The sequence below is a fragment of the Micropruina glycogenica genome (assembly GCF_900289045.1).
Taxonomy (GTDB): domain Bacteria; phylum Actinomycetota; class Actinomycetes; order Propionibacteriales; family Propionibacteriaceae; genus Micropruina; species Micropruina glycogenica.
This window is the reverse complement of the sequence record NZ_LT985188.1, coordinates 758,472-779,909: the sequence shown is the minus strand read 5'-3', so window position 1 is coordinate 779,909 and position 21,438 is coordinate 758,472. Positions and strand designations below refer to the sequence as shown.

Genomic DNA, 21,438 nt, shown 5'->3' with positions numbered 1-21,438 from the left:
GCTCGGTTCTTGACGCCGCCTTGACGCAGGGCGGGCGGCTTTTGACGCGGGCCTGACAGGCACCGGCTCAGCGCATCATCTGCTCCGAGATGCGGTAGCGCACGAATGCGGGCAGCACGATCGCCGCCACCACGACGCCCACGATCACCAGCAGGCCGCCGCCCGCGGTGGTGGCGGCGGTGCCGATGCCCTCGGCCGCCCAACCGTGCAGCACGTCGGCGATGCGGGGGCCGCCGGCGACCACCACGATGAACACGCCCTGCAGCCGTCCGCGCACGTTGTCGTCGGCGGCCGCCAGCAGCATCGACTGGCGAAAGGCCGCGGACGCCATGTCGGCAGCCCCGCCGAACGCCAGCGCCGCGACCGCCACGGCGAGCATCGCCATCGGTGCCGAGGGCGCGAACCACACCGCGAGGCCGGTGAGCGTGATCGCCGCGCCCCAGGCGATCACCGACCACACCACGGCGAGGCCTTGGCGGTCGACCCGGGCCACCCATCCCGACAGCACGCCGCCCAGCACAGCCCCGGCGGGCATGGCCGCGAACAGCAGAGCGAAGGCCAAGCCGCCCTCGACCGGGCCGCCGAAGCTCTCGTGCGCGATCTGCGGAAACAGCGCGCGCGGCATGCCGAAGATCATCGCGATGCCGTCCACCAGAAACGAGGTGAGCAGAATCGGGTGGCCGAGCAGGTAGCGCAGGCCGTCCAACACCGACCGTACGCCGGGGGTGCCCCTGCGTTCGCCCTGGGGCGGCAGTTTGGGCAAGTTGACCACCGCCCACAGGGTGGCGAACAAGCAGACGGTGTCGATCAGGTAGAGCAGCGGAAAGCCGAAGATCGGAATGAGTGCGCCGCCGATCAGCGGCCCCGCGATGGCCCCGGCGCTCATCACGGTCATGTTCAGCGAACTGGCCGACGGCAGCTGGTCGAGCGGCAGCAGGGCCGGCAGGACGGCCGTCCGTGTGGGTTGGTTGACGGCGAAACAGGCCTGCTGCACCGCGTACACGATCAGCAGCAGCCACACGTCGGTGTGTTGCTGCAGCGCCAGCACACAGAACATCGCACTGGTGCCGATCAGACCGGCGGTGGTGATGATCAGCAGGGTGCGGCGGTCGAAATGGTCGGCCAGGGCCCCGCCCCACAGACCGAAGACGATCAGCGGCACCAGCCCGAACAAGCCGGTCAGCCCCACCCAGGCTGAGGAGTTGGTCAGCGCGTAGATCTGGGCCGGCACGGCCACCACGGTGAGCTGCGCGCCGATCACCGTGACGATGTTGGCGATCCACAGCCGGCGGAACGCGGCCTGCTTCAGGGGGCGGGTGTCGGCCAGAAAGCCGCGCAAGCGTTGAAGCACGAGCGCTAGCCAATCACACCCGTACCCTTGCGCCGCGGTCGGGTCATGGGGTGCCCTAGAAGGGTGACCGAGCACAGCCGGGTGATCGCGGCCCTCGCGGACGTACCGCGGGTGCGGTTTCTTCCCGCCGACGTGCGGGCCCTGGCGGCCCGGGACGCGCCGCTTCCGATAGGTCACGGCGCCACCAACTCACAGCCGTGGACGGTGCAGTTCATGCTCGAACTGCTGCACGTGCCGGTAGGGGCGTCCGTGCTCGACGTGGGCAGCGGCTCGGGCTGGACCACCGCGCTGCTGGCGCGGCTCACCGGGCCGACCGGGCGGGTTCGGGGTGTCGAGATCGTGCCCGAACTGGTGGCCATGGGGCGGCGCAACCTGGCCGGGTTCGAGCAGCCCTGGGCGAGCATCGAGCCGGCCCGGGCGGGCGTGTTCGGGCTGCCGGACGACGGCCCCTTCGACCGCATTCTCGTGTCGGCCGACCCGGGCGAGATTCCGGTCGAGCTTGAGCAGCAGCTCGCGGTCGGTGGACGGCTGGTGGCGCCGGCGTCCGGGGTGATGTGGGTGATCGACCGCGACGCCGACGGTTGGCACCGCGAGCCGATCATGGGTTACCGGTTCCGCTTCGTGCCGCTGGTGTAGCACCACCCGGTGCGGGTGATCTATCACTAGGCTGCGGGCATGAGCTTTGCCGTGCACTTCATCAGCGCCGAGACTGCAGCAGCACCGCACCCGCTCGGCGACCCCGTCGCCGACCTGCCCGACGATGAGGGTGACGAAGACGTCGAGGAGTTGACGGCCGACGAGATCGCCGCCTGGGACGGCCTGCACCCGCGGCTGGTCGAGCTGCTGCCGGCCGGCGCGCACGACGTAAGCGCCACCCCGTTCGCGCGGCAGTTGGTGCACGAGTCGACCGGAATGATGGTCACCTGGGCGCACGACGACTACGAGGCATCCGTGCCGTTCTGGAGCGAGAACGCCACCGCGGAGCTGTTCGACACCCTGGCGGCGGTCACCGAGGCGATCGAGGCGGCCACCGGGCGGGTGGGCGTGGACGAGATCAGCGAGGCCCGCTTTCTCGACCACCGCGAGCAGGTGCAGGACACGTTCGCCATGATGGCGGCGGGGTTCGAGCAGGCCATGGAGCGGCAGACGGTGCTCGGCTGGTTGCGCAGCAAGTTCAAGCGGTAGACGTCATCCCGGCGAACGCCGGGATCTCGATGGTCGAGCTTGTCCGCCCCGTCATCCCGGGCTTGCCCCGGGATCTCCCCCTTACCCCAGTGGCAAACAGCCTTGGGGATCCCGGGGTTCGCCGGGATGACGAAAACGTGCCGCTGTCAGCAACCGACCAGGCGCTGCGCCAGGTAGCCCTGCACCTGATCCAACGCCACGCGCTCTTGCGTCATGGTGTCGCGATCGCGAATCGTGACGGCGTGGTCGTCCAAGGTGTCGAAGTCGACCGTGACGCAGTACGGCGTACCGATCTCGTCCTGGCGTCGGTAGCGGCGTCCGATGGCCTGGGCGTCGTCGAACTCGACGTTCCAGTTGCGGCGCAGTTGCCTGGCCAGGTCGCGGGCGGCCGGTGAGAGCCGTTCGTTGCGCGACAACGGCAGCACCGCCACCTTCACCGGTGACAGCCGCGGGTCGAGCTTGAGCACCACCCGGGTGTCGACCCCGCCCTTGGTGTTGGGCGCCTCGTCTTCGGTGTACGACTCGACCATGAACGCCATCAGCGACCGTGTCAGGCCCGCGGCCGGCTCGATCACGTACGGCAGGTAGCGCTCGTTCTTGGCCTGGTCGAAGTACGACAGGTCGGTGCCCGAGTGCTTCGAATGCGTGCCCAGGTCGAAGTCGGTGCGGTTCGCGATGCCCTCGAGTTCGCCCCAGCCGTCACCGCCGGCGAAGCCGAAGTTGTATTCGATGTCGACGGTGCGCTTGCTGTAGTGCGACAGCTTTTCTTGCGGGTGCTCGTAATGCCGCAGATTCTCGCGCGAGATGCCCAGGTCGGTGTACCAGTCGGTGCGGGCGTCGATCCAGTGCTGGTGCCACTGTTCGTCGGTGCCGGGCTCGACGAAGAACTCCATCTCCATCTGCTCGAACTCGCGGGTGCGAAAGATGAAGTTGCCGGGGGTGATCTCGTTGCGGAAGCTCTTGCCCACCTGGCCGATGCCGAACGGCACCTTGACCCGGGCCGAGTTCTCGACGTTCTTGAAGTTCACGAAGATGCCCTGCGCCGTTTCGGGACGCAGGTAGTGCAGTCCCGACTCGTCCTCGATCACGCCGAGGTAGGTCTTCAGCATCATGTTGAAGTCGCGGGGTTCGGTGAACCGGCCCAGGGTGCCGCACTCGGGGCAGTTGATCTCGTCCAGCCCCGCCGGTGCGCGGCCCTTCTTGTGCTCGAAGTTCTCCATCAGCTGGTCGGCGCGAAACCGCTTATGGCAGCTCAGGCACTCAGTAAGCGGATCCGAGAAGACCCCCACGTGACCGGACGCCACCCAGACCTGGCGGGGCAGAATGATGGACGAGTCGAGGCCCACCACGTCGTCGCGGCCCTGAACGACGGCCTTCCACCACTGGCGCTTGATGTTCTCTTTCAGCTCCACGCCGTAGGGGCCGTAGTCCCAGGCGGCGCGGGTGCCGCCGTAGATCTCACCGCACGGGTAGACGAATCCCCGGCGCTTGCAGAGGCTGATCACGTTGTCGAGCCGACTGGCCACGAAAACTCCTTGTGAGTCGATGCGTGCCCGGCTGGCACGCAAGGGTCAACGTTACCGGGTGCGCGGCAGGTTCTCGCCCAAGTCGTCGGGGTGGTCGTAGGCGCCGGGTTCGTCGATGGCCTCCGACAGCAGCGGCACCAGTGTGACCTTGGCCTGGAACCCGTTGAAGCTGCGCCGGTAGGCGCCGACGTTGCGCCAGGTGGACGCGATGCACCACAGGTCGGGCTCGTCGAGGTTGCGGACGAGTTCGGCGCTCAGGTTGCCCTCGCAGGCCAGCATGAACGCGATCGCCGGTTCGGCGCGGGCCAGGAAGGCGTCCTCGTCGGTGACCCGAAACCGGTTGATGGCGAGCATGGGGCGAGGGTATCGCCCACCGGCCGTTGCACCGATGCCGGCATCAGTCTTAAGCGCCAGGAAACGTCTCTGGTGCCGCGAAATAACCCGGCACCAGAGAGCGCATCCGCCACCTGTGATCGATGCCGGCATCGGTTGGCTGCGGTACGAAAGGTCGGATCAGCGGTCGACGTGGTGCAGCGACCGCAGCCCGCGCTCGAGGTGCCAGTTGGCGAACGCGCTGACCAGGCCGCTGGCCGTGCGTTGGTCGCGTTCGTCGACGTCGCGGGTGGCTACCCATTCACCGGTGAGCAGCGCGGACAGGTAGCCGATCACCACCATCGACGGCAGCGCCGAGGCCGGTGGACGACACCGCCGGCACACCATGCCGCCCGCCTGCGGGTTGAACGCCTCGTGGGGGCCGGCCAGCCCGCATTTGGCGCAGTCGCTCAGGCTGGGCGCCCAGCCGGCCACGGCCACCGAGCGCAGCAGATACGAGTCCATGATCATGCTGGGCGGACGAGGCCCGTCCGACGTGCCCGCGGTCAGCGCGTTCAGCGCCCCGATCAGCAGCAGAAACTGCTGCAACGACGGCTCACGCTCTTCGGCCACCAGCCGGTCGGCGGTTTCGAGAATCACCTGGCCCGCGGTGTAGGCCGAGTAGTCGCCGCCGAGCGGCTCGGTGTAGGCGTGCAGGGTGACCGCCTGGGTGACCACGTCGAGGGTGCGTCCGGTGGCGAACTGGGCGTCGATGTGGCTGAACGGTTCGAGCCGTCCGCCGAACTTCGAGGTGGTGCGCCGCACCCCCTTGGCCACGGCCCTGATCTTGCCGTTGCGCCGCGACAGCAGCGTGATGATGCGGTCGGCCTCACCCAACTTGTGGGTGCGCAGCACGACCGCCTCGTCACGATAGGTGGGCACGGTTCATTGTCGCTCACCGAGGGCGTTCAGGCGCTGAGCCGCGCCTCGACGACCACCTCGACGGTCAGATCTTCGGGCTGCAGGTCGATGCCCGCCAACGGCTGCTCGTCACCCATCTTGGCCGCGCCGCGCGCCATCATCGCCATCGGAGCGCCACGCACCGCCGACTCGAACGACTGCCGCGCCGACGGCGCTTCGCCGAGCAGCCCCGGGTCGGCCAGTTGCACGAAGCTCACCGAGCCCGCTCCGGCGGCGTGCGCCATCACCGTGGCGCGGTCGCGCGCACGCTCGACGGCCTTGGTCAGGCACAGCGTTTCGAGTTCGAGCCGGGTGGCCTCGGTGAGTCGCCACTCGACGTAGTTGAGTTCGATGCCTTCGGTGCCGCCGAACCGGGCGGCCACCTCGGCCAGCGCGTCGAAGTCGGTGAAGTCGGCGCGCAGGCCGGCACTCGCGCGGTAGAGCGCCGGCTGCTGCCGGCCCTTCACCACCGGGCGCCACGAGCCCGTCGCGATCGGCCGCACCACTATGTCGGTCACTCCCCCGGCGGCCTGCACGCGTGCGAACTCGGCCTGCAGCGTGTTGACCGCCTCGGTCGCCTTGCGCAGCACCTCGTGCTGGTCGGACGCCTCGGCGCGGGCGCTGGCGTGCAGCCGTCCGATCTCAGGTCGAACCGTCTCGTGGTGCCGGGCCTGAACGCTGATCTCCATCGATGGGCTCCTCTCCCCCGCCGCCGAGAATACTCAGCGCTGCAGCAGCACCCGCACCACGTTGGGACGGTCGGGCCGGTCGCGTCCACCCGCGCCCACACCGGTGCGCTGCACGGCGAACGGCGGCTCGTCGAGGCACTGCGTGGCCAGCGTGCGCAACAGCGCCGTGCCGGTCGGCGTGGCCAGCTCACCGACGCCCCCGACCACCTGCGCCGGGCCCTCGGTGAGTACTCCCTGCTCGGCCTCGACCCCACCCACCGGCAGGTATCGGGTGCCGCCCGACAACGCGTGCGCGGCAGCATTCACCGGCGCGGCCGCCTCGCCCGTGACGTCGAACAGCCGCCAGCCGTCGATCAGTTCTGCCACCGACGGCACCGGCACGCTCAGGTCGCCGTGCGAGGTGCGAATGCGTCCCGAACCGATCGCCAGCGGCGAGGCGGTCACCTCGGTGACGTCGAGCAGCCGCAGGGCCTCGCAGTCGCCCACGATGTCGGCCAGCACGTCGAGCGCGGCCACCTCGTGCAACTCGAGTGCGGATGGCGGCAGGTCGTGCCCGCGGCTGTAGGCGGTCGCAAGGGCGTCGAGCGTGGCCAGGGCGCGGCTTCGGGTCGACTCGGCCAACGCGGCAGCGTCGACCTGTTCGCGCAGCTGCGCCCAGGTGCGGGCGCCGCCCCCCGCGGCATTGATGTCGACGTGCACCTTCGTGGCCGCCAGTCCCGCCCTGGTGACCGGCTCGGCGCGCAGCACGATGCTGTCACCCGCCACCGCCCGGATCGCCTGTTGAATGCCGGCCAGGTCGGCTCCGGCGTCCACCAGAGCCCCCATCAGCATGTCGCCGGCCACCCCGGCAGTCACGTCCAGCCACACCCGCATGCGGTCCATCCTTGCGCACCGCCGGCATGCATCACGGCTCGTCCGCGCGCCTCAGTATTGGTGAGGAGGACGACCGTCATGACCCTGACCCGCGAAGACCCGCAGGTGCTGCGCGCCGGCCTGCCACCGGCCTGGTTCGCGCTGGGCTGCGGCCTGGCCACGACGCTGGGCACGATCTGGGGGCTGCGCACGTACGGCACCGACCTGCTGCATGCCGCGCATGAGTTGCTGCCCGACGCTCCGCCGGCCGAGCTGCGCACACCCGTTGGCCCTGCTGTTCACCGTGCTGCCCGGCCTCTGGACGTTGGTTCGCGCGGTCGGCCTGGCCACCCTGCTCGGCAAGCTGCGGGCGGCCCGCACGTGGGAGAACCGGCTGCGCGACCCGTCCACCTCGGCACAGGTGCCTCCCCTGGGCGGTCACCTGATCAGCGCCCAGCGGTTGACCACGGCCAAGGCGGCCTGGCACACGGTGGCGCTGGGGCTGGCCACCGGCGCCCTGCTGCTGCTCACCCTGGCGGCCTTCCGCGGCGCGCTGCCCGTCGAAGACGAGCGCGGCCGGTTGGGCCCTGGACTCGCGCTGTTCACCGTGCTGGTCGGCAGCGTGTGGCTGTTCGCGATTCGACAGCTGTGTGTGACCCGGCGCCGCTGGCGGGTCGAGCGACTGTCGGCCTCGTCCACCGACCGTCCGGCGGCGCCCGCCGAGCGTCGCACCGCCACCACTGTGCCCGCGCTCACCGTCCACCTGGCGGGCCCCGTGGCGGGGCCGGCGAGTTACTGTTCATCGACAACGACGACCAGTTGGACGCCGCGCTGGCCGGCGCCGACCGGCTGACTCGCAAGGGTTTTCCGGTGCACGGACTGCTGTGCCACGGCAGCTATTGGCAGCGCGCGGTCACTCGGCTGCTGCTCGAAGTCGATCAGGTCTTTCTCGACCTGACCGGCTTTCACCCCGACCACCGCGGCACCGCCTTCGAGCTGCAGGCCGCGCTCGACCTGGTCGACGTTGGCCGGCTGCGGCTGATCGCCGGCGCCGAGTGCGATCAGCTGTTCCTGGTGGCGCAGCTGCGTGCGGCCTGGCGAGCGATGCTGCCCGGCTCGCCCAACGCCCGCAGCGGGTCGCGCACGCTGACGCTGCACGTGGGTTGACGAGTAGTCTCGGCGACGTGCCGAAGCAGCCCCGCCCGCCGATTCCCCACGTGAGCGGCGCCCGTCCACCGGCCATACCCCGCAAGGCGATGCCACAGCACGTCGCGATCGTGATGGACGGCAACGGACGCTGGGCCAAGGCCCGCAACCTACCCCGCACCGACGGCCACGCTCGCGGCGAGGACGCCCTGTTCGACGTGATCGAGGGTGCGGTCGAGATCGGCCTGAAGTACTTGTCGGCGTACGCGTTCTCGACCGAGAACTGGCGCCGCTCGCCCGACGAGGTGCGGTGGCTGATGGGGTTCAACCGCGACGTGATTCATCGCCGCCGCGACCAGTTGGACGACATGGGCGTGCGCATTCGCTGGGCGGGCCGCAGGCCGAAGCTGTGGCAGTCGGTGATCCGCGAGCTCGAAGAGGCAGAGGAACAGAGCAAGACCAACACCACTCTCACCCTGCAGTTCTGCGTCAACTACGGCGGCCGCGCCGAGATCGTGGACGCCGCCCGCGCCATCGCCAAGGCCGCCCAGGCCGGCCGGCTCGACCCCGATCACCTCACCGAGAAGTCGTTTCGGCGCTTTCTCGACGAGCCCGAAATACCCGACGTCGACCTGTTCGTGCGCTCGTCGGGTGAGCAGCGCACGTCGAACTTTCTGCTGTGGCAGTCGGCCTATGCCGAACTGGTGTTTCTCGACCGGCTGTGGCCCGACTTCGACCGCCGCGACCTGTGGCGGGCGATCGAGCTGTACGCCGACCGCGACCGCCGCTACGGCGGCGCCGTGCCGAACCAGGTGATCTGAGGTCTCGACAGGCTCGACCGACCCCGGTCACCAGGGCATGACCTCGTCGCTCTCGTCCGAACTGCGGCCCGAGGGCACAGAGTCCGGGTCCGACAGCGCCCGGGCGAGGCATTCGCCGTAGCGGCCCGGGTTCTCGTCCAAGAGTTCGAAATAGGGCTCGAGCACAGCCAGGTCGTCCAGGGCCTCGAAAGGATCCCAGTCGTCGTCGAGGGCCCACACCACCTGGCCCAGCGCGTCGCCGATGTCGTCGTCCAACTGCTGCCATTGCTGCAGCGGCAGCACCACGAACGCCAGTGCGTCGCGGCCGACCGACACCAGGGCGAGGCGTACCTGAAACCGGTCGGCGGTGGCCCGGCTCAACGCCCGCAGGGTGCCGATGTGGTCGGCGGGTCCGTCGGTCAGGGTGACGGCCATGCCGCACGCGATGCTGAAGGCGTCGACGACGGCTTGGGTGTCGTCGTTCCAGTCGACCCAGAACACAGACTGCGAGTCGAGAAAGGCGTGCGCCTTGCTCTGGTTGGCAGCGTCCAGGGCGTGTTCGACGAGTTCGTCCATGGTGGTCGCAGCCTAGTCGGCGCCGAACTCCATCGCACCGTCGGCGGTGGCGTCGTCGATCTCGGCCGGAAAAACGGTGGCGGTCAACTCGGTGATGCCGCGCGCCTCACCGGCCTGCAGCTCACCGACCAACGACGACACCGCGCCGCCCACCAGCCCCAGATGCGCGTACTGCTCCAGCCGGGTGCGCGAGTCGGCGATGTCGAGGTTGCGCATGGTGAGCTGGCCGATGCGGTCGACCGGCCCGAAGGCGGCGTCGCCGACCCGCTCCATCGACAGCTTCTCGGGGTGGTACGACAGCGCGGGGCCGGCGGTGTCGATGATCGAGTAGTCGTCGCCCCGGCGCAGCCGCAACGTCACCGAACCGGTCACGGCCGAGCCCACCCAACGCTGCAGCGACTCGCGCAGCATCAGCGACTGCGGGTCGAGCCAACGGCCCTCGTACATCAGACGGCCCAGCTTGCGGCCCTCGGCGTGGTAGTTGGCGATGGTGTCTTCGTTGTGGATCGCGTTGAGCAGCCGCTCGTAGGCGATGTGCAGCAGCGCCATGCCGGGCGCCTCGTAGATGCCGCGGCTCTTGGCCTCGATGATGCGGTTCTCGATCTGGTCGCTCATGCCCAGCCCGTGCCGTCCGCCGATGGCGTTGGCCTCGCGCACCAGCGCCACCGCGTCGGCGAAGGCCACGCCGTTGATGCTCACCGGCCTGCCCTGCTCGAACGTGATAGTGACGTCTTCGGTCGCGATCTCGACCGCGGGATCCCAGAACCTGACCCCCATGATCGGCTCGACGATCTCGATGGACGCGTCGAGCGACTCGAGGTCTTTGGCCTCGTGGGTGGCGCCCCAGATGTTGGCGTCGGTCGAGTAGGCCTTCTCTTTGCTGTCGCGGTAGGGCAGGCCGCGCTCAGTGAGCCACTGGCTCATCTCGGCGCGTCCACCCAGTTCGGTGACGAAGTCGTGGTCGAGCCAGGGCTTGTAGATGCGCAGCCGCGGGTTGGCGAGCAGTCCGTAGCGGTAGAACCGCTCGATGTCGTTGCCCTTGTAGGTGGACCCATCACCCCAGATCCACACGTCGTCGTCGCGCATCGCCCGCACCAGCATGGTGCCGGTGACGGCTCGTCCGATCGGGGTGGTGTTGAAGTAGGTGCGGCCCGCCGAGCGAATATGAAAAGCGCCGCAGACCAGCGCCACCAGGCCCTCTTCGACCATCGCGGCGGTGCAGTCGACCAACCGGAAGATCTCTGCGCCGTAGTCGGCGGCCCGGGCCGGCACAGTGTCGATGTCGGGCTCGTCGTACTGGCCGAGATTCGCGGTGTAGGTGCAGGGAATCGACCCCTTCTCACGCATCCAGGCCACCGCCACCGAGGTGTCGAGGCCGCCGGAGAAGGCCATCCCGACCCGCTCGCCGATCGGAAGTTGCGTCAGAACCTTGGGCATGCAGCCGATCCTAGGGGCGGTCGGCACCCGCGTTCTGACTGGTCTCATCGACGGGCGAGGAGTGCATCTGCTCGTAGTGCTGCAGACCCAGGGGGGTCAGCAGCGAGCGCAACAGGGGTAGCCAGGCGGTGACCATGCCCAGCTCGACCACGGGCACCGGTATGTGCCGAAAGCTCACGGTCAGCGAGGCGAAACCGTGCACCGTGGCCCACAGCGACAAGGTGATCAGCTGTGCATCCACCTCAGCACGAATGAGGCCCTGGTCGATGCACGCCTGCACGTTGCCCATGGTGGCGAGCAGGCCCGGATCGTCCCAGGTATTGCCTCTGATCAGCCCATCGCGCCCCGACCCCATGAACAGAATGTGGTACAGGGCCGGGTGCTCGGCCGCCCACTGCAGCAGGGCCGTGCCGCGCTGTTCCAACTCGATCAGCTGCCGCGCCGGGCCGTCGCCCGAGACGCCGTCCTCGATGTGGTCGGCCAGTTTGGCGAACTCTGCCTCGCAGGCCTGCCAGAGCAACTCGTTCTTGGTCGGAAAGTAGTAGTAGAGGGCGGGCGGCGTGCAGCCAACCCGGTCGACGATAGTGTCGATCGACACCGATGCAACGTCACCGGTGTCCATCAACAGGTCGATGACCGTGTCGAGAATGTCCTGCCGCAGTTGCCCGCGTGGACGACGCGCCACTTCGTCCCCTTAGGTGCTCGTGCGCCCGGTGTGGGCGACTGAGTTACGAACGGGAACCTAGCAGCACCAGAGCCCTTCGGACATTCGTATCACGATTGCGGACGCGTCCAAATCACACCCTTTCGGGTGGGCTGCCCGGCACGAACGTGGAACGGTCTTCACACGGGTCAGGTGTCGGTGCGGGCCGCTCGGTTGATCGCGCCGATGACCGCCTTCTGCGCCGCCGTTGCGATCGACTCGTGCATGCCGACCCCCCAGATCACCCGGGTGTCGTCGCCCTGGCCGATCTCGGTTTCGACGTAGGCAACCGCGACCGCGTCGGTGCCCGAGCTGAGCGCGTGCGAGGTGTAGTCGAGCACCCGCACCTCGTAACCCAGAATGCTCACCGCGTCGGCGAACGCGTCCAACGCGCCGTTGCCCTCGCCGACCAGCGTCTTGTCGACGCCCTTGACCCGCACGTTCGCGGTGACGGTGTAGCGGCCGCCGTTGCTGATGTCGGGCACGCTCAGCAGATCGAGCGGCTCGGTGTCGCTCAGATACTCGGCCGAGAAGATGCGCCACAGCTCGTCGGGGGTGACCTCACCACCTTCTGAGTCGGTGTGCCGCTGCACGACCCGGCTGAACTCCATCTGCAGCCGCCGCGGCAGCTCCATGTGGTGCTCGGACTTCATGATGTAGGCCATGCCGCCCTTGCCCGACTGGCTGTTCACCCTGATCACGGCCTCGTAGGTGCGTCCGACGTCGTGCGGGTCGATCGGCAGGTACGGCGCCTCCCACGCGATTTCATGAATGCCCTTGCCCTGCTCGGCGGCCTGTTTGGCCAGCGCTTCCAGCCCCTTCTTGATGGCGTCTTGGTGCGACCCCGAGAAGGCGGTGTAGACCAGATCGCCCGCGTACGGGTGGCGCGGGTGAACGGGCAGGTTGGTGCAGTACTCGACGGTGCGACGGATCTCGTCGATGTCTGAGAAGTCGATCTGGGGATCGATGCCCTGGCTGAACAGATTCAGGCCCAGGGTGACCAGGTCGACGTTGCCGGTGCGCTCGCCGTGGCCGAACAGGCAGCCCTCGACCCGGTCGGCACCGGCCATGACGCCCAACTCAGTGGCCGCCACGGCGGTGCCGCGGTCGTTGTGCGGGTGCAGCGAGATGGCGACGTGGTCGCGGTTGCGGACGTGCCGCGCGAAGTACTCGATCTGGTCGGCGTAGGTGTTGGGCGTCGATCGTTCGACCGTGGCGGGCAGGTTGAGAATAATCTCGCGGCCGTCGGACGGCTGCCAGACGTCCATGACCGCGTTGCACACCTCCACCGCGTAGTCGGTCGGAGTCTGAGTGAAGATCTCCGGTGAGTACTGGTAACCGAACTCGACGTCGCCGAGGTTCTGCTCGGCGTACTTCATGACCAGTTCGGTACCCCTGGTGGCCAGTGCGATGCACTGCGCCTCGTCGATGCCGAATACCACCCGCCTGAACAGTTCCGCTGTGGCGTTGTACATGTGGATGGTCGCCCGCTGCGCCCCGATCAGGGACTGGGCGGTGCGTTCGATCAGGTCCTCACGGGCTTGGGTGAGCACGCTGATGGTCACATCGTCGGGAACGTGCCCACCCGTGATCAGGTTGCGCACGAAATCGAAATCGGTCTGCGAAGCCGAGGGGAAGCCCACCTCGATCTCCTTGTAACCCATTCGCACCAAGAGGTCGAACATCTTGGCCTTGCGGCTGGGGGTCATGGGGTCGATCAGCGCCTGGTTGCCGTCGCGCAGGTCGGTGGACAGCCAGCGCGGCGCGGCGGTGATCTTCTTGGCCGGCCAGGTGCGGTCCGGCAGGTCGACGGGCACGAAGGGCGTGTACCGGTCGACGGGCATCGGTGACGGCTGCTGCACGGGTTTGGGTTGCACCCGCGTGCCGAACTGGGTGACGGTGGTGGGCATTGGGGTTCCTCGCTGTTGGCTGGGGTTCAGGCGCGTGAGAACACTCCGCAACGAGGAAGCCTGAGACTAGATCGAGGCCTCGCTGCGGCAGCCAAGAATGAGGCTGACCAATGCCATGTGCGACACCATACCCACAAGTCGTCCGATTCGTCACCGTGTCCACGCCGGGTTGTGGGACGAACGCGACGCTAGTTGGGGACGGGGCGGTTCCTAACTCGCGCCACCCGCCCCCCCTGGCGCGAGATGGGGACGCCCCCGTCCGATGCCGGCATCGGTCACCGGTGCCTGGCCGGCTGACTGGTGCCTGGATATTTCGTGACACCAGTGATCGATCCCGGCAGCCAACACCGATGTCAGCATCGGTGCGTCCGACCTGGGTCGGGCCTGGTCGGGCACGATGACCCCATGCGGTTCACCGACGACGCGCGCCGAGCCCGGTTGGCCCGGCGACACGCCCTGCACCCCGGCCGCCGGCTCACCTCGGTGGTGGACGTGGCCCGTGCGCTGGTCGGGCTGCACGCCACCGAGCCGTCGTCGGTACACCTGGCGGTGGCGGCGCGCATGCCCTCGGCGACCGTATCGACCGTTGAAGACGCCCTCTACGAGCAGCGCAGCGTGGTGAAGCAGTTGGCGATGCGCCGCACGCTTTTCGCGTTTCCACGCGAGGTTCTGCCCGCCGTCTGGGGCAGCGTCTCGGCGCGGGTCGCGGACGCCGAGCGTGGCCGGCTGGCCCGTGATCTGGAACATCATGACGTCGCCGATGAAGGTGCGGCTTGGATCGACCGCGGACGCGACGCCGTGCTGGGCCGGCTGGCCGGCGGCCACGCCCTGTCGGCCAAGCGACTGCGCGAAGAATTGCCGGCGATCGACGGACGCAGCTCCCCCGCCGTCGAGGGTGGCCCGAAGTGGCAGCTGGGCGACCTGCCGTTCGCCCCGCGGCTGCTCACCCTGCTGGGGGCGGAGCACCACATCGTCCGAGGCCGCAACGAGGGGCACTGGCGCACGTCGCGTCCGGCGTGGACGCTCATGGCGGACTGGCTCTGCGAGGCACCCGCCGCCCTGCCGGCCGATCAGGGCTACGCCGAGTTGGTGCGGCGCTGGCTGTACGCCTTCGGCCCCGGCACCGAGGCCGACCTGGTGTGGTGGCTGGGGTCGACGAAGGCGGCGGTGCGCACCGCGCTGCGGGCCGTCGAAGCCGTGCCGGTCACCCTCGACTCCGGCGACGTGGGCTACGTGCTGCCCGGTGACGAGGCACCCGACGACGACCCCGATGGCGACTGGGCCGCCCTGCTGCCGGTGCTCGACTCGACCCTGATGGGCTGGAAGCAGCGCGATTTCTACCTCGACCCCGCGCTGGCGCCCTACCTGTTCGACACCAACGGCAACGGCGGCACGAGCGCCTGGCTGAACGGACGGGTGGTGGGCTGCTGGGTGCAGGACGACGACGGACGGGTCGTGGTGCTGCCCGCCACCCCGCTCACGGAGCGGCACCGCAGCCTGCTGCACGACGAGGCCGACCGGTTGACCACTTTTCTCGACGCGACGGTGATCACCAACGTTTACAAGTCGCGGCTGATGAAGGGTGAACGCCTGCCATGACGTTGACTGCGTTCGCGCTCGCCGGTGTGGGTCTGGTGTTGTTTCTGGGCGCCCTGGTGCAACGCGTGACCGGCATGGGCATGGCGCTGGTCGCCGCACCGCTGCTCGTGCTGCTGCTGGGGGCCACCACCGGAGTTAAGACCCTGCAGGTGATCGGCCTGTTCACGTGCCTGGCCAGCGCCATCGTGCTTCGCCGCGACATCAACCTGCGGCGTGCGGGGGGCCTGCTGCTGGCTGCGGCCATCGGCCTCGTGCCAGGCGTCTGGGTCGCGCGCACAATGCCCGCGAGTTGGCTCAACATCATGATCGGCGCGATCACGCTGATCGCGCTGGCAGCCACGGCCCTGTTGCGCACGCTCACCCTGTTTCAGGGCACGAAAGGCGTTGTCGTGGCCGGGTCGTTGTCGGGATTCATGAACGTGACCGCAGGCATCGGCGGCCCGCCCATCGTGGTGTACGCCGCCACTACGGGCTGGCCCCACCGCGAGTACCTGGCCACGATGCAGCTCTACTTCACCGGTCTGAGCATTCTCTCGCTGGCCGGACGTGGCCTGCCGGACCTGCCGCCGGCCGGCTGGGTGATCGCGGCAGGTTCCGCCACCCTCGGCCTCGTCATCGGCAACCTCGCCCACCACAGAATCAGCGACACCCTGGCACGCCGACTCGTCTATGTGGTGGCGGTGGCCGGCTCAGTCGCGACGCTCGTCCGCGGCATCATGACGCTCTGAGTCGGGCAGATCGTCGACGACCAGCGGCTCATCGGTTCCCCAGACCCCCGACTCTTCGTCGCCACGCACCGACAGGCTGCTGACGTCGGTGCCCGTGCCCGGCAGGTAGTAGCGGGCCTGGTCACGCGACAGGCCGGTGAGCTGCAGCAGGTCGATCGCCATCGAGCGCAGCACCGACAGCAGTGCACTGTGACGCCACTCCTCGGGCTGCGCCAGGTGCGGCGCGCAATCGGCGGCCAGGTCCTTGGCCCGGGTGCGGGCCAGCCACGGCGGGTGCCAGTGCCGCACCGAGCCGGCCAGGGCGTTCAGCACGGCGGCCACGTCGTCCATCAGGCCCGCCGCGTCAGGGTCGGGCCCCCACTCGTCCACCACGCCCCGGCTCTGCCGCAGCAGCATCTCAGCGGTGTGCATGGCCCGGTTGCTGAGTTCGAGTTGGCGGCCCAACTCGTCGATCTGTGGACGATGCCGCCACATGGCGGGATTGACCGCGATGATCTGGGCCGACGACTTCCAGACCGTGTCGGCGTCGCCCAGAATCTGCTCGGCGCCCCGCAGCTGGGCGTGCGCGTCGCGCAGCCGCTCGCGGTTGCCCACCCGTAGCCCCTCGGCGAGCATGCTGAACACCGTGGCGAGCTCGGCCAACATGCTGCTCACGTAGCGACGCGGCCGGCTGCGCACGTCGCCGGGCAGCGCGACCGCCACCCCGGCGCCGACCAGCGCATCGATCAAGCGGGACGGCCCGGCGCCGGTCATCTGGCTGCCCATGGTGCCCATGCCGATCACCACCATGGCGTTGACGCCGGTCTGAATGGTGAACAGGTCGCCTCTATCGAGCAGCCGGGCGACCAGGGCACCCACCAACAGGCCGATCGCCAGTTGCCAGCCGCCCGCCCCCAGGGTGCCGAGAATGACCTCGCCCAGACCCACCCCGATGGCGGCGCCGGCGCCGATCTCGAGCACCTTGCGCGGCACCCGGTTGTAGGTGAAGCCCAAACAGATCCAGGCCGCCACGGGGGCGAAGAACGGGGTGGGGTGGCCCAGCAGGTTGTGCGACACGAAGTACGCGATCCACGCGGCCAACGCCGCGATGACCAGGGGTATCGCCGAGCCGCGCACACGTCGGACGCCCTGGCGCAGCGCCACTCCGGCGAGCACCAGCCGGCGGCGAAAGTCGAGCCGGTTCCACGCGTCCTCGGCCAGCGACGACACGTTGGCCGCCAGCGCTGCCGCCGGCCGCCGCGCAGGGGGTTCGCGGTCGGGGTCGGTCACTCACGGCAGTTTAGTGGCGACGCTCGGCGCGAGCCGTCCAGGTGCGGCAGAGGCACACAAAAGACGCAGGGTCGCCGCACAGGGTGCGCACAGCATCGGCGCAGAGGCTCGCAGCATGAGCACGCCGCAGCAGAACACCAACGATCCGGGGCACGACGACTGGGCCTGGCGCAAACTCACCGACGAGTCGTCGTACGCCCCCACCCAGCCGCAGCCCGCGGTCACCCAGCCCGCCGCCACCGACGGTTCGGACGGTCACACCCCCGGGCACACCTTCGGGCCGACGGCCTGGCAGACCCCCTCGCAGGGCTACCTGCACGCGGGGTATCAGCAGACCCCTCACCCCCAGTCGTTCGGTTACCAGCCGGCCGGGCCGACGGCCGTGGCGACCAAGCCGAAGCGCTCGCGTGCGGCCATGTTCGTGGCGTCCACCGCCATCGCGGCCGTGGTCGGTGCGGGCGCCGGCGTCGGCGGTTACGCGTGGCTGGGCTCGCAGTACGGCACCACCAGCGCTCCGACGGTGAGCACGGTGCCGGTGGCGCAGCCGTCCACCCTCGACGGCAGCATCACCGCGGCGGCCGCCACGATCTCGCCGTCGGTGGTCACCATCACCGTGCGTTCGGGGCAGAGCGGCAGCGTGGGCAGCGGCGTGGTGCTCGACACCGAGGGCCACATTCTGACCAACGACCACGTGGTGAGCGAGGCCGAGAGCAACCAGGGCATGGCGCGCAGTTCGGGTGACAGCAGCATCACCGTCACCTTCGAAGACGGCACCACCGCGCAGGCCACGGTGGTCGGCACGTCGGCCACCAACGACCTGGCGGTGATCAAGGTGACCGGCGTGAGCGCCGACCTGTTGAAACCGGCCACGTTCGCCGACACCTCGTCGGTGGTCGTCGGGCAGTCGGTGGTGGCCGTCGGCGCCCCGCTCGGCTTGAGCGAAACCGTGACCAGCGGCATCGTGTCGGCCACCGCCCGTCCGGTGCGTTCGGGCACGACGGGCAACGCGGTGTACCAGGCGGTGCAGACCGACGCGGCGATCAACCCGGGTAACTCGGGCGGCCCGCTGGTCAACCTCAACGGCCAGGTGATCGGCATCAACGCCTCGGGGGCGACCCTGTCGAGCGGATCGTCGTCGGAGCAGTCGGGCAGCATCGGGCTGGGGTTCGCGATTCCCGCCGACGTGGCCGTGCGGGTGAGCAACGAACTGATCGCGAACGGCAAGGCGTCCGACGCCTACCTGGGCATCAAGCTGGCCGCGGACGACTCGGCCACCGAAACCACGAGCGAGGGCGTGGCGCTCGCCGAGGTGACGGCCGACGGTCCGGCGGCCAAGGCCGGGCTGCAGACCGGTGACGTGGTCACCTCGGTCGACGGCGTGAACACCACGACGGCGGACGGCCTGATCGCGGCGATTCGCTTTCACGCCCCCGGCAGCACCGTGACGATCACGTACGAACGCGACGGGCAGGCGGGCGAGGTGAAGGTGACCCTGGGAACCGCGGGCTGAGGCCTGCACACTGTGCGCCCTGCCCGTGACCGTCGGGCAGGGCGCAATCTATTGCCCACAGGAGCATGATTGACGCCATGAAGGCTGAGTCACGCAGGTCCGTCCGTACTCGTGCCTGGGCTCTGGTGCTCGCCGGGGCCCTGGCGTTGGCAGGCATCGCCGGGCTGAGCGTGCGGGCTGCGTCCGCCGACCCGACGCTGCCGCCGCTGACCCCCGCCGAGCTGCTCGGCAAGGTGGCCGCGGCCGACGTGCCCGGGCTGAGCGCCACGTTCGAGCAACGAAGCGACCTGGGGCTGCCGGCTTTGCCCGCGGGGGTCGGCGACGACGAGACGGCCTCGATGCTCAGTCTGCTGACCGGCACCCACACCGTTCGGGTCTGGACGGCCGGTGACCAGAAGTCGAAGGTCGCCCTGGTCGACGGCGCCACCGAGAGCGCGCTGATTCGCAACGGCAGCGACGTGTGGGCCTGGTCGAGTGAGAAGCAAGAGGCGGTGCACTCCACACTGCCGGCCACCAAGCGTCCCAGCCCGACAGTGAGCCCCACCGAGGCGATCCGCACCCTGCTCACCAAGCTGGACGGCACCACGGACGTGACCACCTCGGGCACCGGCTACGTGGCGGGCCGGGCGGTGTACCAACTGATCCTTACCCCGCGCGCCACCGAAAGCCTGGTCGGGCAGGTGCGGGTGTCGATCGACGCCGAACACTTCGTGCCGCTGGCGGCGAAGGTGTTGGCGAGCGACGGCCAAGAGGCGGTCGGCGTGCAGGCCACCGGGATCGACTTCGCGGTTCCGAACGATTCGATCTTCGCCTTCCAGCCCCCGGCGGGCGTCACGGTCACCGCGCGGGCGTCGTCCGGCAAGGGCGAGAAGGCCGAGAAGCCCAAGGGTGAGGCACCCAAGACCTTCGGCACCGGCTGGGCGACCGTCACGGTCGTCACGATGCCCACGACCGGCACCGACCAGCAGGCCAAGGCGCTGCTCGACTCGCTGCCTGCGGTGTCGGGCAGCTGGGGCAAGGGCCGGCTGCTCAGCACCACGCTGCTGACCGCTGTGATCACCGACGACGGCCGGGTGGCGGTCGGTGCGGTGGTGCCCGACGCGCTGTACCGGGCGCTCGGCAGCAGGTGAGCGCGGACGCTCTCGCCCTGTCGACCACCGGCCTGACCAAGCGGTTCGGCCGCCAGTTGGTGGTGGACGACGTCGCTCTGGCCGTGCCCACGGGTGCGGTGTACGGGTTCATCGGGCCGAACGGCTCGGGCAAGACCACCACGATTCGCATGCTGCTGGGTCTGGTGCGGCCCGAAGCCGGGTCGTGCCGGGTGCTGGGCGGCGCGATTCCGAGCGAGTCGGCCGACGTGCTGCCCCGGGTGGGGGCGCTGGTCGAGGGGCCCGCCTTTCACCCCTACCTGTCTGGCCGGGCCAACCTGCACCGACTGGACGCCGCCGACGCTCGCAGCGACCCGGCGACGTCCGAACGGCGTATCGGTGCGGCGCTCGACCGGGTGGGGCTGACCGCGGCCGCGGGCAAGAAGTACCGGGCGTACTCGCTGGGCATGCGGCAGCGCCTCGGCATCGCGGCGGCGCTGTTGCAGCCGCGCGACCTGCTGGTGCTCGACGAGCCGACCAACGGGCTCGACCCGCAGGGCACCCGCGAGGTGCGGCATCTGGTGGCCGACCTTGCCGCCGACGGTGCCACCGTCTTCGTGTCGAGCCATCTGCTGTCAGAGGTCGAGCAGATCTGCTCGCACCTGGGCGTCATGCGCACCGGACGACTGGTCGCCCAAGGCCCGATCGGTGAACTCAGCAGCCTGACGGCCACCCGGTTCAGAGTGCGAACGGCCGACGTCGACCAGGCGCTGGCCGTGCTCGGTGGGCTCGGCGTGACCGACGCCGTCCGCACCGCTGAGGGGGTGACGGGCAGCCTGGGCGACCTGGCGCCCGAGCGCATCGTCCGGGACCTGGTCGAGGCCGACGTATCCGTGGCCGAGTTCGTGCAGGTCGCCCCCGCCCTCGAAGACCTGTTCGTGCAGCTCACCGGTGAGGGCTTCGATGTCAGCGGCTAGGGGGTGGCTGCGGCTGTTGGGCTCCGAGTTGCGGCTGATCATCGGGCGGCGCCGCAACCAGGTCGGCCTCGGTGTGCTGTTCGGGCTGGTCGTGATGGTCGGCATCGTCCTGAAGGTGTCGGCGATGCGGCACCCGCGCTCACCGTCTGGTGACCTGATCGCGGCCGTGGCGGGCAACGGCATCTTTCTGGGCTTCGCCGCGCTGAGCATCGAGATCGCCCTGTTTCTGCCCCTCGCGATTTCTGTGCTGGCCGGCGACGCGATCGCCGGCGAGGCCAACCAGGGCACGCTGCGGTACCTGCTGGTGGCACCCGTCGGACGAGCCCGGCTGGTGCTGGTGAAGGCGACGTCGCTGGCCATCGGCGCGCTGATCGGGGCCGTGGTGGTCGCCACCGCGGGGGTGCTGACCGGCGCGGTGCTGTTCGGCATCGGGCCGCCCACGTCCCTGTCGGGCAGCCAACTCGGCGTCGCCGACGGGCTGTGGCGGCTGCTGCTCGCGGCGCTGTACCTGGCCGCCGGACTGGCCGCGCTCGCGATGATCGGCCTGTTCATCTCGACCCTGACCGAGCAGCCGATCGCCGCCACCGTGGCCACGGCCATGGTCGGCACCCTGTTCTGGATTCTCGACAGCGTGCCGCAACTCGACTGGCTGCACCCCTGGCTGCTGGTCGACCGCTGGCTGGCCTTCGTCGACCTGCTGCGCGACCCGCCGTTCACCGACCGCATCGTGGCCGGGCTGTGGGTCGATCTGGCCTACGCGGCGGTGTTCCTGACCCTGGCCTGGCTGCGGTTGCGCACCAAAGACGTCACCAGCTGAACT

22 protein-coding genes are annotated in these 21,438 nt (G+C 69.5%); 11 read left to right on the top strand and 11 right to left on the bottom strand.

All coding sequences use genetic code 11. The features are described from left to right. Window positions 1-67: 67 nt before the first annotated feature. Entirely contained in the window at window positions 68-1,351 is a 1,284-nt protein-coding gene (locus tag MPLG2_RS03605) for an MFS transporter (RefSeq protein ID WP_197710068.1), read from the bottom strand. 63 nt (window positions 1,352-1,414) lie between these two features. On the opposite strand from MPLG2_RS03605, the gene MPLG2_RS03600 reads away from it, so the two are divergent. Beyond that, window positions 1,415-1,987 carry a protein-L-isoaspartate O-methyltransferase family protein gene (locus tag MPLG2_RS03600; RefSeq protein ID WP_105184963.1) on the top strand — a complete coding sequence of 191 codons (573 nt, stop codon included), beginning with the start codon at window positions 1,415-1,417 and terminating at the stop codon, window positions 1,985-1,987. Between the two features lie 39 nt (window positions 1,988-2,026). Then, window positions 2,027-2,536, top strand: a complete 510-nt coding sequence (locus tag MPLG2_RS03595; protein ID WP_105184962.1) for a hypothetical protein — start codon at window positions 2,027-2,029, stop codon at window positions 2,534-2,536. Window positions 2,537-2,682: 146 nt separating this feature from the next. Here MPLG2_RS03595 and MPLG2_RS03590 read toward each other — a convergent pair whose 3' ends face one another. From MPLG2_RS03590 to larC, 5 genes are all read right to left on the bottom strand, one after another. After that, window positions 2,683-4,062 (bottom strand): glycine--tRNA ligase, encoded by a 1,380-nt coding sequence (locus MPLG2_RS03590; RefSeq protein WP_331826935.1) that lies wholly within the window; start codon window positions 4,060-4,062, stop codon window positions 2,683-2,685. A 51-nt stretch (window positions 4,063-4,113) separates the two neighbouring features. Next, on the bottom strand, window positions 4,114-4,416 hold the full coding sequence (locus tag MPLG2_RS03585) for an antibiotic biosynthesis monooxygenase family protein (protein ID WP_105184961.1): 303 nt from the start codon (window positions 4,414-4,416) through the stop codon (window positions 4,114-4,116). A 159-nt stretch (window positions 4,417-4,575) separates the two neighbouring features. Continuing rightward, window positions 4,576-5,316 (bottom strand): DNA repair protein RecO, encoded by a 741-nt coding sequence (gene recO, locus MPLG2_RS03580; RefSeq protein ID WP_105184960.1) that lies wholly within the window; start codon window positions 5,314-5,316, stop codon window positions 4,576-4,578. 26 nt (window positions 5,317-5,342) lie between these two features. Continuing rightward, window positions 5,343-6,023: an SIMPL domain-containing protein gene (locus MPLG2_RS03575; RefSeq protein WP_105184959.1), complete on the bottom strand. Its 681-nt coding sequence runs from the start codon at window positions 6,021-6,023 to the stop codon at window positions 5,343-5,345. Window positions 6,024-6,056: 33 nt separating this feature from the next. Then, window positions 6,057-6,896, bottom strand: coding sequence for a nickel pincer cofactor biosynthesis protein LarC (larC, locus tag MPLG2_RS03570; protein WP_158680839.1), 840 nt, complete (start codon window positions 6,894-6,896; stop codon window positions 6,057-6,059). A 220-nt stretch (window positions 6,897-7,116) separates the two neighbouring features. On the opposite strand from larC, the gene MPLG2_RS03565 reads away from it, so the two are divergent. The 3 genes from MPLG2_RS03565 to MPLG2_RS03555 are packed head-to-tail and all read left to right on the top strand — an operon-like array spanning window position 7,117 to window position 8,842. Continuing rightward, window positions 7,117-7,728: a hypothetical protein gene (locus MPLG2_RS03565; RefSeq protein ID WP_158680838.1), complete on the top strand. Its 612-nt coding sequence runs from the start codon at window positions 7,117-7,119 to the stop codon at window positions 7,726-7,728. Beyond that, window positions 7,695-8,042, top strand: coding sequence for a hypothetical protein (locus MPLG2_RS03560; RefSeq protein WP_105184956.1), 348 nt, complete (start codon window positions 7,695-7,697; stop codon window positions 8,040-8,042). The genes MPLG2_RS03565 and MPLG2_RS03560 overlap by 34 nt, the downstream gene beginning before the upstream one ends. Before the next feature lie 17 nt (window positions 8,043-8,059). Next, window positions 8,060-8,842, top strand: coding sequence for an isoprenyl transferase (locus MPLG2_RS03555; protein WP_105184955.1), 783 nt, complete (start codon window positions 8,060-8,062; stop codon window positions 8,840-8,842). Window positions 8,843-8,869: 27 nt separating this feature from the next. Here MPLG2_RS03555 and MPLG2_RS03550 read toward each other — a convergent pair whose 3' ends face one another. From MPLG2_RS03550 to leuA, 4 genes are all read right to left on the bottom strand, one after another. Then, window positions 8,870-9,397: a hypothetical protein gene (locus MPLG2_RS03550; protein ID WP_105184954.1), complete on the bottom strand. Its 528-nt coding sequence runs from the start codon at window positions 9,395-9,397 to the stop codon at window positions 8,870-8,872. Window positions 9,398-9,409: 12 nt separating this feature from the next. After that, a complete protein-coding gene (argG, locus tag MPLG2_RS03545; protein WP_105187442.1) occupies window positions 9,410-10,834 on the bottom strand; it encodes an argininosuccinate synthase in 1,425 nt (474 codons plus the stop codon). Window positions 10,835-10,844: 10 nt separating this feature from the next. After that, a complete protein-coding gene (locus MPLG2_RS03540) occupies window positions 10,845-11,519 on the bottom strand; it encodes a TetR/AcrR family transcriptional regulator (protein WP_105184953.1) in 675 nt (224 codons plus the stop codon). 167 nt (window positions 11,520-11,686) lie between these two features. Further along, window positions 11,687-13,447 (bottom strand): 2-isopropylmalate synthase, encoded by a 1,761-nt coding sequence (leuA, locus tag MPLG2_RS03535; protein WP_105184952.1) that lies wholly within the window; start codon window positions 13,445-13,447, stop codon window positions 11,687-11,689. Between the two features lie 405 nt (window positions 13,448-13,852). Here leuA and MPLG2_RS03530 point away from each other — a divergent pair, with 405 nt between their 5' ends. Continuing rightward, window positions 13,853-15,046 carry a winged helix DNA-binding domain-containing protein gene (locus MPLG2_RS03530; RefSeq protein ID WP_105184951.1) on the top strand — a complete coding sequence of 398 codons (1,194 nt, stop codon included), beginning with the start codon at window positions 13,853-13,855 and terminating at the stop codon, window positions 15,044-15,046. Continuing rightward, complete coding sequence (locus MPLG2_RS03525) at window positions 15,043-15,774, top strand: sulfite exporter TauE/SafE family protein (protein ID WP_105184950.1); 732 nt, start codon at window positions 15,043-15,045, stop codon at window positions 15,772-15,774. The genes MPLG2_RS03530 and MPLG2_RS03525 overlap by 4 nt, the downstream gene beginning before the upstream one ends. On the opposite strand, the gene MPLG2_RS03520 is transcribed toward MPLG2_RS03525, so the two are convergent. Beyond that, window positions 15,736-17,043, bottom strand: a complete 1,308-nt coding sequence (locus MPLG2_RS03520) for an FUSC family protein (RefSeq protein WP_105184949.1) — start codon at window positions 17,041-17,043, stop codon at window positions 15,736-15,738. The two genes, MPLG2_RS03525 and MPLG2_RS03520, sit on opposite strands and share 39 nt — an antisense overlap. A gap of 115 nt (window positions 17,044-17,158) precedes the next feature. Between MPLG2_RS03520 and MPLG2_RS03515 the strand changes: the two genes are divergently transcribed. The 4 genes from MPLG2_RS03515 (at window position 17,159) to MPLG2_RS03500 (ending at window position 21,435) form a co-directional block, all read left to right on the top strand. Beyond that, window positions 17,159-18,553 (top strand): S1C family serine protease, encoded by a 1,395-nt coding sequence (locus tag MPLG2_RS03515; RefSeq protein ID WP_158680837.1) that lies wholly within the window; start codon window positions 17,159-17,161, stop codon window positions 18,551-18,553. Between the two features lie 77 nt (window positions 18,554-18,630). Next, on the top strand, window positions 18,631-19,683 hold the full coding sequence (locus MPLG2_RS03510; RefSeq protein ID WP_158680836.1) for a LolA family protein: 1,053 nt from the start codon (window positions 18,631-18,633) through the stop codon (window positions 19,681-19,683). After that, window positions 19,680-20,618 carry an ABC transporter ATP-binding protein gene (locus MPLG2_RS03505; protein WP_105184946.1) on the top strand — a complete coding sequence of 313 codons (939 nt, stop codon included), beginning with the start codon at window positions 19,680-19,682 and terminating at the stop codon, window positions 20,616-20,618. The genes MPLG2_RS03510 and MPLG2_RS03505 overlap by 4 nt, the downstream gene beginning before the upstream one ends. Beyond that, on the top strand, window positions 20,605-21,435 hold the full coding sequence (locus MPLG2_RS03500; RefSeq protein WP_105184945.1) for an ABC transporter permease: 831 nt from the start codon (window positions 20,605-20,607) through the stop codon (window positions 21,433-21,435). Before MPLG2_RS03505 ends, MPLG2_RS03500 begins: the two co-directional genes overlap by 14 nt. Window positions 21,436-21,438: the final 3 nt, after the last annotated feature.